Genomic DNA, 13,092 nt, shown 5'->3' with positions numbered 1-13,092 from the left:
TGGAAGCGACCCATTGCGCCCCATAGTTATTTTGTGGGACGTACAATTTCGCCAACGCGGCGATAAACCTTTTTCGTCATCTCCTGCGCTGAATGACCAAGCAGCCTGCTGGCATGACCAATGTCGTCGATTTCGCTGGCGGCTTTTGGTCGGATGTCGCGGAATTGGAGCCGGCGGATCGTGGTGGCAAGCGTCGCATCACCTTCGGCTGCGGCCTTCGTGGCTGCTTTCTCTCTGGCTTGATCCCAGCGATTTCTCAGCACGGCGTAACTCATTCGCAGGCCCGCCTGGTTGGTGATCAGACTTGAACTTCTGATGCCGGCCATGGCTTTGCGCTCAAGCAGGGCATCAAGGAAGGTGCTGAGGTTTGATGCGTCTGTCCCGTCGTGTAGGCGGATGCGCAGGCGTTTCTCGGTCTTACCCTGGCCTACCAGCAGGAAACCATTATTGAGGTCGTTGGTTGAGGCCTTCAGCACGTCGGCCGGCCGTTGAGCGGTCAGATAGGCCAGGTCCATCGCGTCTTGTGGTTCAGGTGGCGCCTGGGCGATCACCTGAGGGGGTGATCGCTTCGATAGACGCGGCGTCGAATGCGCTGCGTACCTGCTTCAGCCCCTTCATCTAACCCTTCTGCGTGCCCGGCTTCAGCCCGGGGATGATCTTCGATTCGTCATCGTCAAACAGTCGACCCATCTACATCTCCGACTTTCGCGCTGATGCGTCAAGCGGTGGCCGATGGTTCGTGTGGGCAAGCACTAGGGCATTAGCGAAGGCAAGGCCCGAGAGCAGGTAAGGGCAGGGGCTGCCTGGATTGACTGTGCTGTGAGCGAGGTCAGAGCGGCTGCTTGACGTGAGTAACGGTAACTCCATACGACTTTGAAAAGGCGCTGCTGGTCCTGACTGAAGCAACCACGGCCGCCATGCCCGCGGGATATTCCGGGTCTGTCATGAATAGCCAAGCGACTGTCGTCGAATGAAAAGCTCCCCCCCATTTGGGGGGCCTTAATGTCAGTCATAAAAACGCATCTGGCGATTGAGCCAGTCTGGTTGCCCACAAGGCGAGCATAACCAGGCGGGCAAGCTGCAGGCCGGCGTAACGCGATGATTTTGCCAGCCCTGTGTGAATGCACTGCCAGCCTTGGAAGGCCGTTATCCGAGGCGGTGTGTACAGCGTACTGCCGCTTGAACCGACGGATGCGACTGCTTCGCTTGAGTCACGAGTTGCTTGGTACGCTAAGCAGGAGAATAACAATATGAAATTCGTGAAAAGTTTTCTGGCTGCTTCACTCATCATGGCACTGGCCATTGATGCACAGGCATTGGTGTCAAGTCAGGAAGCCGCCGAACTGGGTAACCGCCTGACGCTGGTGGGGGCTGAAAAGGCCGGTAATGCCGATGGCTCCATTCCGCCTTATAGCGGTGGCCTGACCACTGCCCCGGCCAGCTTCAAGACCGGTGATAGCATGCGCCCGGACCCCTATGCGCACGAGAAACCGCTGCTGGTGATCAATGGCAAGAACGTCGACCAGTATAAGGGCTTGCTGACGGCCACCACTGTCGAGTTGGCCAGGCGCTACCCCGGCTACCGCATCGATGTGTATCAGACCCACCGCACCGCTGCGCTGCCGCAGGCGGTACTGGAAAATAGCCGCAAGAACGCCACCGCCGCCAGGTCCCTCGATGATGGGATAGCCTTCGACAATGTATTGCCCGGTGTGCCGTTCCCGATCCCGCAATCGGGTGCCGAGGCGATGTGGAATTTCCTGCTGCGCTACCAGGGCGTCAACATCCATTCCAAGTACGACTCCTGGAGCGTCGACTCGGCGGGGGTGCCGAGCCTGGTTGTCACCGGTGCGGCATACGCCTCCTTCCCGATTTACGAGAACATGTCGAAGCCCATCAACAACTCCGACCTCTACTACCAGTTGAAACTGTCCTATACCGGACCTGCGCGGCGAGCCGGCGAGTCGATTATGCTCAAGAACGCCACCAATCCGCTGCAGCGTCCTGGCCGTGCCTGGCAGTACATGCCGGCCCAGCGCCGGGTCAAACAGATTTCGATCCTGGCCTACGACACACCGAACCCCGGTACCGCCCGTGCCCTCGAACTGTATGACTGGACGCTGGTGGGCAAGCAGGAAATGATCGTGCCCTACAACACCTACAAACTGACCTATGCTCGGGATGCCGCGTCGCTGACCACCCCCAATTACATTTCCCCGGACTTCGTACGCTGGGAAAAACACCGCGTCTACGTGGTGGAGGGCAACCTCAAGCCCGGTGCAAAGCACATCTACCAGAAACGCCGCTTTTACCTGGATGAAGACACCTGGGCCGCTCTGGCCTCCGATCAGTACGGCATGAGTGGCGAGCTTTATCGTGGCTCCTTCGCTTTCCTCAGCCAGAGCTATGACCAGCAGGTCCCGGATGCCACCCCGTTCATGACTTACGATCTGTCGCGCGGCTCCTACAACATCAATGGCGTGGTAGGCCCCCATGGCGGTATTCGGTATATCGAGCCGCTATCGACGGCGCAGTGGGTGCCAGAGTCCATGGCGGGTGCCGGTATTCGCTAGGGTGATACAACGCCAGATCATGCATGACCGATAAATCACAACCCCTCCCGGTTTTGAAAGCAGGCCAGATGCTGTCGATGCGAATCTGGGGGATTGTGTCCATTGCGAGGTTTCCAGACACTTCACAATCCACCCTTCAGCCACTACTTCACGACGCCATTGAGCAGTACCCCGTAGGACTGCAGAAACTCAACCGTGCCGTGGAAGATCAAACCGACCCCCATGGCGGAGACGAAGAAGCCAACGATGCGGGTGGCGGCGTCTATGCCTTGCGGGCCGATTTTCTTGAGGATGTTCTTGGCGTAGACCAGGGACAGATAGACGGTGAGCATGGTGGCGCAGATGGCCAGGGCGACTACGGCGAAAGAGATCACGGCGCGGTCGGAGTCCTTGATGGTGCTGGTCAGGCCGATCACCGTGGCGATGGCGCCCGGGCCGAACATGATCGGCATGGCCAAGGGAATGAAGGATACGTCCTGGTTGCCCTTGCCTGCGCTGGGGATCAGGTTGCTGGCGGGCGAGGGGGCGAATAGCTCGAAGCCGATACGCATCAGGATCACCCCGCCCACTACCCGGATCATGCTCAATGGCACCTCGAACAGGCGCAATAACAGGTTGCCGAAAATGAGGAAGAAGAACATCAGCAGCAGCGCGTAGAAACAGGCCTTGCGTGCCACCTGGCGGTGCTCGGTGTCGCTCTTGCCTTGCAGTAGACCGAGGAACACCGGGATGGCCTCCAATGGATTGATGATTGCCAGTAGCGTGGTGAACATGCCAAGGAATTGTGTGATGTGCGCGTTCATCAGGTGCGTACCGGGTTGGGGGCTACTGAATTACCTTAGTCCAAACGCCGCGCATGCACCTGACAGGCCCCCGGCCGTTGGCTGTTCAGAAATCAGCAACCCAGGCAATTGACAGGAAACCGGTACAAGGCCGGTGTTTACGATGCTTCGCCAAGCAGGCTTTCGTAGGGGATTCTGAGGCCATTGTGCAGCCGTTTGATCATGGCCAGGCTCAGTGCACGTTTGTTGTTGAGTACCTCAGAAACACGTCCGCTTGGGCCAATGAACGCCTCCAGGTCTCGAGGGGTGAGTCCTTGTTGTTCCATTCGAAATTTGATGGCCTCGATAGGGTCCGACGGGGCAATTGGATAATGCTCGTCTTCATATTTTTCAATAAGCATTGAGAGTACTTCCAGTTCGTCGGCTTCTGGGGATCCGGCGGCTGCTCCCCAAAGCTCTTCAAGGCGAGCAAAAGCGGCATTGAGCTCTTCTTCGCTGCGAATCGGTTTCAGGTTCATTACACAGACTCCACGTCAATTTGATCGTACTGGGCGTGAGTGCCTATGAACTTAACCCATGCGATCTGATGGCCATAATCGATGGACACCACGAGTCGATACTTGTTGCCGGCGACGTTGAAAACGACCCGGCCGCTCTTGATGATACTAGCTGTACGTATCTCAGCCTTTAGCTCCTGGGGTGTGCTCCAAACGGCCTTTAGCATCATGTTGTGCCATTCGGTGAGTGCTCGCTCAGCGTCCTTGCACCCTGGTCTTTCCCAGAACTCCTTTAGTGTTCGCTTTGCGATGACTCTCATGTCGCGGTAATTCTCCCAATTTGGGAGAATTATGCTGGTGCCGTATTGGAGTGTCAAGAGAGGACGTGTAACACGGTATAGACGCAAAAAGCCGCTCTGCAACCCAACACTGGCCCCTTGAGAATCTGGCGCGTGGTCCTTTTAAAACCAGCAGCTTGAGCCGTCCGTGGGGGTGAGCGCAGGGCAATCGGGATGGATCGTTAACCAACTGCGCCAGTTCGACTCGCTACCCAAAGCCCGCATCGAATCCCGAAAAAGGGTCCATACAGGCGCTGATCCTCCACGCAGAGCACTGCATGAGTGAATGATCATCACCCCCACCTATTTCATGGACATTCATCGCTTTTCAATATTTTCATCGTCCGTCCGGGCGCCGCTCATTCCAATTCACAGCGGCCTTTGGAGGGCTATGCCTTAATGCAGCGAATTGGCCGGGATCAAAGAGGGTGTTTGATCCACGGCGACCGTTGTTGGGCCAGGCCAGGCAGCAGGCCCGCAACCGATACCTGAGCGACACACTCCCGTTCCCCCGAAAAATGTCGATGTGCGCCGGCTCTCTTGTCTGACCTGAACACGCCGCCCGGAAACCCCAATGATCACTGCCGATACGGTATTTCTTGTCATGGATGATGCTGATGCCCTGCGCACGATCAATAGCCGCCCGTTGCACCTGTTGGCGCAAAACAGCCGGCCGTTCTTGAACAAGATCAATCTGTCGACTGAACTGTACAAGAGCGAAACCAGGCGCCTGGAGTTACACGCAAGTGAAATGACCGAATCCTTGCAACCACACGCTGAAGCACGCAATGACTGCTTAACTCTGGATGTCGACAACCATGCGGACCTGACGCGTTTGCTTATCGGCTTTCCACGTGCGCAAGGGGGTCAAGGGCCATGGGCCGAGTGCTGATCGATGAGCAGGTTGTGTTCGATGAGGACAGCTTCCTGCTGTTTCGTGTGGATGCGCCTGACGTGGCGCCCTTGCGCCTGGGCGCGACCACCAGCAGCTGTCTGGCCTTGTTGCTCCGCTCGGGAGGCGCCGTGGTGCGCAAGCGCGAGTTGATGGAGGGTGCCTGGGGTCAGTATGGCCTGGAGGTTACCGACAACAGCCTTGCCCAGTCGATTCGCCAATTGCGCCTTGCCCTGGAGACACTGCAACCGGGCCGCGAATTCATTCAGACGCTGCCGCGTGTGGGCTACAAGCTCGCCGATGGCGTGCGCACTCGAGCGTTGCAGGCAGCTGGGGAGGAGGCGGCTTCGACTCCCGACTCTCGGGAGATTGACCACGACTTGCCGGATTGCGCGGCGTCAACCTTGCCGCCAGTTGAGGACGTCGTGAGTGTTGTCGCACCTTCAACCACTTCACCCGGGCCTGTCGAGGGTGGCACGTCGAGCGTATTGGCGCGGGCAATGTCTGCGTATAAATACTGGGGACTGCTGATCGCCTTGATCCTGTGGGGCATCGCCAGTTTTTCCCTGGGAGTCGTTCTCCAGACGCCGATGTTGAACACCGATCTCCCGGTATTTGCCCCTCCAGTGACGATAGAAGGCATGCGCGTGCATGTGCCGGTTGAGGGCTTGAGCTCCCTTTCAGCCTCCCAGTTAAAGACCTTGGCCCAGCGCAGCCAGCAGTTGGCGCAATTGCTGGATATCGCGTCGAGCAGCGCAAACCTGTACCTGATACCGGTGTACCACAGGGAGCACGCCATCCTCTGTGACGGCGAGCTGGAGCTGGCCAGGTCCCGCTGCGTGGGAGTACAGCTGAATGACTAAGCGGGGTGCGAAAGCGATCTGGTGCCTGGCCTTCGTCGTCGTCGGGCTGATGGGCATTGGGTTGGGGCGCTTGTCGGGGGTGCAGCCGGTGCCCATGGACCTCTGGTGCGATGGCGAGAGCGCGCGGCAAGTGCAGATCAATGCACGTCCTGCCTGGTTCATGACTCGATTCAGTCTGGACTTGAGTCCTTCGGGCCTCAGTCATTTGCGCATGGCGGCCCGGTTGATCGACGCGGATTCCAAAGCGGAAATTGGCGTCATGAATCGCTATAGCGCTTTTCGAGTCAAGAAAAACGGATCCCGGTTGATGGTCGAAGTGGACAGTAGCCTCAAGAGTAATGCCGACAATCTGAGCCCGGAGCAGTTGTCTTCACTTGATCTTTATATCTTTCAACCTAAGTCCAGCTTGAGTTACTGGATGCAGCCACTGGGTGAAACCCGTTACACGATTGATGTCGGTGAAAATCTGTTTGTGTTGTGCAGCAGGAGAAGTCCGCTGAAACCATGGGCCCGCGTGGTGATGGTGCTGGCACGCAGTAGCCGTCTATAAAAAGTGAAGCATGGTTGAATTCGAAGGTTCAGTGTTCATGTGGTTGAGACTTATTCCTTGAATAGTTTTCTTTTTGTATAGCCCGGATGAAGTAGCCACCCCCATCGCCGCAGGCATGGCGCAACTTACCCGCAGTCGTTACCCCCGACAGTCTTACTTCCCGGTATGCAAACGGTATCGGTTCAGCCATTGAAAAAGTGAGTTATGGAAAACGCTTTTCGCAGAATTCGTGTTTGCTCGGCATTCAAGCGCTTGCTGGCCGCCTTGATGGTGTGTTCGACAGGGCCCACCGTCCAGGCCGCCGCATTGCCGCCGCCCAGCAGCGTGGTCTTTTGGTACGCCGACAAGCCCCCGCTCCTGGAACTGGCCCAGTTCGACTGGGCGGTCGTGGAGCCGGGGCATCTGTCCGTTGCCGACGTCAAGACACTGCGCAGCCAGGGCAGCTTGCCGTTCGCCTATCTGTCGGTCGGCGAGTTCCACGGTGGCCAGGCAGAGCTCGACACGGCGTCCCTCACGGAGGCGGTCAGCCCTGTCCGTAATGGCGCCTGGGGCAGTCAGGTGATGGACCTCACCGCCACGGCCTGGCGTGAGCACCTGTTCAGTCGCGCCAAGGCCTTGCAGGCGGACGGGTATGCCGGGGTGTTCCTCGACACGCTGGACAGCTTTCAGTTGCTGCCCGAGTCGGCGCGAGAACCCCAGCGCCTGGCACTGGCCAGTTTTCTGCGTGAATTGCATCAACGCCAGCCGGACTTGCGGTTGTTTTTCAACCGTGGCTTCGAAGTCTTGCCGCAGCTCGATGGCGTGGCGTCGGCGGTTGCCGTGGAGTCAATCCACGCGGGCTGGGATGCGGCTGCCAAGCGTTATCGGCCGGTGCCCGAAGCGGACCGCCAGTGGCTGGACACCCAGCTGCAACCCCTGCGAGCCAAAGGCACGCCACTGGTGGCGATCGAGTACCTGCCGCCGTCCCGTCGTGACGAAGCCCGCCAGTTGGCCAAGCGCCTGAGCAAAGAGGGGTTCGTTCCGTACATCGGCACACCTGAGCTGAACACCCTGGGCATCAGCAACATCGAAGTTCAGCCGCGTCGAATTGCACTGCTGTACGACCCACGAGAGGGTGACCTGGCCTCCAGCGCCGGGCATACCCTGCTGGGTGGGTTGCTGGAATACCTGGGCTACCGGGTAGATTACCTGGCCGCGGATGCTTCGTTGCCGGAGCAGGGTTTCAGTGGCCTGTATGCCGGTATCCTGACCTGGATGACCAGCGGCCCGCCTCCGGGCAGCCAGGCATTCAACCGCTGGCTCAACCTGCGGCTGGATGAGCAGGTCCCGCTGGTTTTTTTCGCCGGTCTGCCGGTTGAGGACGATGGGCTGCTCAAGCGCCTGGGGCTCAACCGCGCAACGGCGCCGGGCCTGCAAACCTTGCGTATCACCCATCAGGACAAGTCGCTGATCGGTGCATTCGAGGCGCCGGTTAAGCCCAGAAGTCGTGAGTTGATGGCGATTTCGCTGTTACCCCGAGGCCCGAAGGCCGTGTTGTCGCTCATGGCTGAAAACGGTCAGGAATATTCGCCAGTGGCCGTCGCTGACTGGGGCGGCCTGGCCCTGGCGCCTTACCTTCTGGAATCGAACAACGAGCGCGCACGCTGGATCCTTGATCCTTTCGCGTTTCTCCAGGCGGCCCTGCATTTGCCTGCGCTGCCACGCCCGGACGCCACCACGGAAAACGGCCGGCGGATCGCCACCGTGCATATCGATGGCGACGGCTTCCCGTCCCGGGCGGAAGTGCGCGGTATGCCCTATGCCGGCCGGCAGGTGTTGGATGGCTTCGTGCGGCCCAACCCGTTCCTCACCTCGGTTTCGGTGATCGAAGGTGAAGTGTCACCGCAGGGCATGTACCCGTACCTGGCCCAGGAACTGGAACCCATCGCCCGCGAGCTGTTTGCCGAGCCGAAAGTCGAAGTGGCGACACACACCTTCAGCCATCCGTTTTTCATGCAACCGGAACTGGCCCGCAAGCGTGCTCACTTAACGGCGGCATATGGCTTGAAAATGGCGATCCCGGGCTATGACACCATCGACTTCAGGCGCGAAGTCGTGGGTTCGCGCGATTACATCAATCAGCGTCTGACCACCCCTGACAAGCCGGTCAAGCTGATCTTCTGGTCGGGCGATGCCTTGCCGTCGCCTGCCACCGTCAAGCTGGCCTACGACTCAGGCCTGAAAAACGTCAATGGCGCCCAGACCATGCTGACCCGGGCCGATCCGTCCCTGACCGGCTTGAGCCCGTTGCTCAGGCCGACCGAAGGTGGCCTGCAGTACTACGCGCCGATCATCAACGAGAACGTCTACACCAATCTGTGGAAGGGGCCGTACTACGGCTTTCGCGACCTGATCGATACCTTCGAGTTGACCGACAGCCCGCGGCGCATGCGCGGCCTGCACCTGTATTACCACTTCTATTCGGGCACCAAACAGGCCTCGATCAAGGCCGTGAACGATATCTACCGCTACATGAAGGACCAGCAACCGATTTCGCTGTGGATGAGCGATTATCTGGATCGCGTTCATGGGCTGTATCAGGCCAGCCTGGCCCGCACCGCCGACGGCGACTGGCAGGTTCGCGGGATGGATGCATTGCGCACCCTGCGCCTGGACCCGCAACTGGGCTGGCCGGACCTGGCGCGCTCGCAAGGCGTGGCCGGTGTGCGGGATCTGCCCCAGGGGCGTTACGTGCATTTGAGCAGCGACCGGGCGTTGCTGGTGTTGCGGCCCGACAGGGATCCGCGGCCGGCGCTGGAAGAGGCCAATCTGCCGTTGCTGGACTGGCGTTATCTGGCTCCCCGGCGCGTGCGCTTTTCCTTCGCCGGTCAAGTCGAGCTGAACTTTTCCGTGCGCTGCGCTACCGCCTGCCGGGTAGAAGTCGATGGGCAGCGATTTGCCGGCAAGGCCGCTGCCGGACTCTGGCATTTTCAGCTGCCCCTCAAGCACGTGAGCCAGGGGCAACTCATCTGTGAGTGAGGACATCCGCCTGCTCAATCCCTGGGTGCTGGCAGTGGTGGCTGGCGCTGTGGGCGGTCTGTTGCTGCTGGTATTTCAGCGTGAAGCCGTATTCCACCCTGATAGTCGTCAACCGGACGCGGTATCGGCCAACTATGCCGCGCTGCTGTTGATGGCCCGTCCGGACAATGACCGATTGCGTCTGCAACTGGTGGACCTGCTGATCCAGCTCGGTGACACCGTCAAGGCCCGTCGTTACCTGGAGAGCTGGCCGCGACCGGTGCCGGCACTGCTTGATTACTACCGGCTGGAGCTCGACAGCCTGGCGGTGGCCGGTGCTCACGAGACCCTCGAGCAGCGGGCGCGGCTGGAGGCGATCGATCGTCAGTCACTGCCCTTGGCGCAACTGCAGCGCCTGGCCAGGCTGGCGTTGCGCCTGCAGGCACCGGCGATTGCCGCGCAGGTCCATGAAGAGCTGGCCAGCCGCGATCCGCAGCAGCGCAGGGCGTCGCTTGATGCCGCGGCGCAGTGGTACCTGGCCGGGGAGCAACCGGAGCGTGCCGCCGACATCTATGTGCAACTCTGGCAGGGCAGCGAGCACCCCGGGGACCGTCGTCAATACGCGCGGCAGGCCTTCGACAGCCTGCTGGCGAGCGGACGCGGCGAGCAAGCGATAGAGGTCCTCGCCGATGAACTCGACGCGCTGGAGGGGCCACCCATCGATGCGGCCTGGTTGGAGCAGGGCGCCGATATTGCGCTGGCGAACACGCGTACCGCGTTGGCCATGCAGTTTCTTGAGCGATGGCGCACCGTGCAGCCGGACAACCCCGAGCGACTGGGCAAAGACTTCCGCCTGCGCCTGGCGCTGGGCGACGTGCCCGGTGCCAGGGAGAGTGGCCGGCAACTGTTGATCGAGCATCCGCACGACGTGTACGTGCTTGAGCAGTTGGGCCTTCTCGCACAATGGCGGGGCGAGCTGGACGAGTCCCTGGACTACTGGACCCGCCTGTTGGATCTGGGTGAAAACCCCGAGATCCGCGAGCGTGCCTGGCGTCTGGCAATGCACCTGTTCGACTTTGACCGCGCGATCCCGTTGCTGGCCGTCATCATGGACCAGCGAGCACTGACCGATGACGAGCTTGAGGCGTTGGTTTACAGCCATGACTCACGGGGTACCCCGGAGCAGTCTGAAGCCTGGTTGCGGGCTTACTTGCGTCAGTACCCCGGGCATCGCCTGGCCTGGAGCAAATGGCTGCTGAACCTGGACAGTACCGGACAGCTGACGGCCAAGGCGATGGCCTACGAGAACCTGTCGACGCATTTCGAGCTGACCCTGCCCGAACGGCTCGACAGGTCTCGTACCTACCTGAAACTGTTCGATAACCAGGCGGCCTGGCAGGTGTTGCAAGTGGATAGCCGCACCCTCGTGGATAAAGGTTTCTGGCATGCGCGGGCGGCGTTGGCCTGGGATCTCGAGCTTGACGACGCACTGCAGGAGGCCCTTGAACATCTGCTGAGTCTCGAAGGTTCGCTCAGCCGTGCTGATGAGGATCGGCTTGCTGCCCTCTACCATGCCCGCGATCCGCAGCGGGCCTTGAGCCTGCTGGTTGCCGGCTGGCAGCGCAGCCATGAACCACAGCCCTTGATCCGGGCACTGCAACAGGCCCGGGAGCTTCAGGACTGGCCGCAGATCAATGCGTTGCTCAACGACGCCGAGCGCTATCCGGCCCTCTATGACCTGCCGCAGGTCCTGGCGATGCGTGGTGCCTTGGCCGTGGAGCAGGGGCGCTTCGATGAGGCGGCACAGGTGTACCTTGCGGGGCTGGCGCGGTATCCCGACGACAAGCGGTTTCGTGAACACCTGATGTGGTTGTACGTGGATCAGGGCAACGTCGCCGCGCTCGGGCCACTGGTGAGCAAATGGCGTGTCCTGGCACGCCAGGAGCCGACTCTGTGGCTGGCGTTTGCCAGTGCCAGCCAACTGCTCGGCCGTAACCGCGAGGCCCTGGCCTGGTATCGCCTGCACCTCAAGGCCCATCCTCAGGACTGGCTGGTACAGGCCGCTTACGCCGATGCGCTGGACAGCGCCGGTTATCAGGATGCCGCGCAGCGCCTGCGCTTGAAGCTGATACGTGACCTTGATAGTGAAACGCTGCAGCCATCCTCCGAGCGTTACACCACCTGGTTGCGCCTGGTGGCCACCAGCTATTCGCCGCGCAAGGCTCAGCAGCAGGTGCTGCAGTGGCAGGACGGTTCGCCGGCCATGTTGCAGTTGTGGTTCGAACGTCTGCTGGCGCGCCTCGATGCTTCCAACCAGCCCGCGCAAAAGGACCAATGGCTGGCGTGGGCGCGCGGCCAGGGTTTGCAGGTTGAGCGTTACGAGCAGATTCAGGAAGCCCTGCGCAGCCGTAACACGGCCCAGGTCGAAGCGCTGCTGGGCAATGCCGATCTGAATCCGGCGCAGCGCGCCCAGGCCCTCAGCCGCCTGGGGCGTCACCGCGAGGCCTTGGGCGTAAGCCTGTCCGAACTGGGTGAAGAGCAACCCCGGGCCATCCGTGAGCAGCTGCGGCGGCAGGCGGTGGAAGGTCACGAGCGCACGCCGCAGGGGGCACAGCTGGCCTGGCACCAGCAGGATTTCGGCGGGCTTGAATTCAACGGGCCGCGTCTGCGGGTCGCTCAAAGCCTGGGTGATCAGTGGCACGCCAATCTTGAGCTGGAGCAGGGCACCTACGACAGCGATCAACTGATCTCATCGCGCCTGGGGCAGGAGCGTAACGCCGAGCTGACCCTGCAGCGGCAAGTGGAGCGAGGTCATTACACGCTGGTCCTCGATACCAGCCAGCGCCAGGACGATGACCGCAACGGTTTCGGCCTCAGCCGCCATTGGCAACTGGGTGCGGGTGACGAGCTCGAAGCCGGTTTCGACTGGCACCGCGAGAGCGAGGACAGTGGCCTGATGCGCACATTCGGGCAGTACGACGGCGTTCGGCTGGGCGGCCGCCATGGATTCACCGCCCGTGACCAGCTCAGTTGGGAGGTGGCCCAGAAGTCATTCTCCACCCGGGGTGGCGACGCGCTGGGCAATGGTCAGGATGTGAAGGCGGAGTACGGCCACACGCTGCAGTTCGAAGGGCCTGCCTGGACCCTGCGCAGCGGTGTCGCCTACCAGCACAACCAGGTGGACGACCGCACCCTGGACTCACTGTCCAGCAACAACGGTGGCCCGGTGAGGGTCGAGTTGCCAGACCCTGATAGTCCGCTTGATCAACCCACCGTGGTTGCTAGCGACCTGCTGCAGAGCCGTTACGGCCTGCTGTATGTCGGCAGTACCTGGCGTCGAGGCATGCCGGGCGCGCTGAGCCGGGCGCACCCACAGTACACCTGGCTGGTGGACGTGACGGTCGGCTGGCAGTGGCTGGATCGAACCGTCAACTACGGCATCAACACCGGGATGGGCATGGAAGTACTGGGTAATGACGAATTGGCCTTCACCGCGGGCTACCAATCCGAGCCACAAGGCGGCAACGGGCAGGCGGGCGGAACCCTGGGTGTGAGCTACAGCGTGCGCGTTGGGCGCTGATCATGGAATTTCTAGAGGAA

The 13,092-nt window shown here is 60.8% G+C and carries 9 protein-coding genes and 1 pseudogene; 6 read left to right on the top strand and 4 right to left on the bottom strand.

Going from position 1 to position 13,092, the window contains the following annotated elements; all coding sequences use genetic code 11:
* Positions 1-26: 26 nt before the first annotated feature.
* Positions 27-551, bottom strand: a pseudogene (locus CKW29_RS14710) (tyrosine-type recombinase/integrase); the annotation flags it as partial.
* A gap of 699 nt (positions 552-1,250) precedes the next feature.
* Here CKW29_RS14710 and CKW29_RS14700 point away from each other — a divergent pair.
* Positions 1,251-2,573 (top strand): DUF1329 domain-containing protein, encoded by a 1,323-nt coding sequence (locus CKW29_RS14700; RefSeq protein ID WP_095148751.1) that lies wholly within the window; start codon positions 1,251-1,253, stop codon positions 2,571-2,573.
* A 143-nt stretch (positions 2,574-2,716) separates the two neighbouring features.
* On the opposite strand, the gene CKW29_RS14695 is transcribed toward CKW29_RS14700, so the two are convergent.
* The 3 genes from CKW29_RS14695 to CKW29_RS14685 form a co-directional block, all read right to left on the bottom strand.
* Entirely contained in the window at positions 2,717-3,376 is a 660-nt protein-coding gene (locus tag CKW29_RS14695; RefSeq protein WP_095146387.1) for a MarC family protein, read from the bottom strand.
* Positions 3,377-3,513: 137 nt separating this feature from the next.
* Positions 3,514-3,873, bottom strand: a complete 360-nt coding sequence (locus tag CKW29_RS14690) for a type II toxin-antitoxin system HigA family antitoxin (RefSeq protein ID WP_095146388.1) — start codon at positions 3,871-3,873, stop codon at positions 3,514-3,516.
* The gene (locus CKW29_RS14685) at positions 3,873-4,172 is read right to left on the bottom strand and encodes a type II toxin-antitoxin system HigB family toxin (RefSeq protein WP_095146389.1); all 300 of its coding nucleotides are present in this window, start codon (positions 4,170-4,172) and stop codon (positions 3,873-3,875) included. Before CKW29_RS14685 ends, CKW29_RS14690 begins: the two co-directional genes overlap by 1 nt.
* Before the next feature lie 592 nt (positions 4,173-4,764).
* Between CKW29_RS14685 and CKW29_RS14680 the strand changes: the two genes are divergently transcribed.
* From CKW29_RS14680 to CKW29_RS14660, 5 genes are all read left to right on the top strand, one after another.
* The gene (locus CKW29_RS14680; protein WP_095146390.1) at positions 4,765-5,082 is read left to right on the top strand and encodes a hypothetical protein; all 318 of its coding nucleotides are present in this window, start codon (positions 4,765-4,767) and stop codon (positions 5,080-5,082) included.
* Entirely contained in the window at positions 5,067-5,945 is an 879-nt protein-coding gene (locus CKW29_RS14675) for a transcriptional regulator (protein WP_095148750.1), read from the top strand. Before CKW29_RS14680 ends, CKW29_RS14675 begins: the two co-directional genes overlap by 16 nt.
* Positions 5,938-6,495, top strand: a complete 558-nt coding sequence (locus CKW29_RS14670; protein WP_095146392.1) for a hypothetical protein — start codon at positions 5,938-5,940, stop codon at positions 6,493-6,495. The genes CKW29_RS14675 and CKW29_RS14670 overlap by 8 nt, the downstream gene beginning before the upstream one ends.
* A 204-nt stretch (positions 6,496-6,699) precedes the next feature.
* Entirely contained in the window at positions 6,700-9,513 is a 2,814-nt protein-coding gene (locus tag CKW29_RS14665; RefSeq protein ID WP_095148749.1) for a bifunctional glycoside hydrolase 114/ polysaccharide deacetylase family protein, read from the top strand.
* Positions 9,506-13,072, top strand: a complete 3,567-nt coding sequence (locus CKW29_RS14660) for a tetratricopeptide repeat protein (protein WP_256584916.1) — start codon at positions 9,506-9,508, stop codon at positions 13,070-13,072. Before CKW29_RS14665 ends, CKW29_RS14660 begins: the two co-directional genes overlap by 8 nt.
* Positions 13,073-13,092 lie beyond the last annotated feature (20 nt).

Source organism: Pseudomonas sp. Irchel s3a18 (assembly GCF_900187535.1).
Lineage (GTDB): Bacteria > Pseudomonadota > Gammaproteobacteria > Pseudomonadales > Pseudomonadaceae > Aquipseudomonas.
The sequence above is the reverse complement of the archived record's forward strand: the minus strand, read 5'-3'. Positions and strand labels throughout refer to the sequence as shown.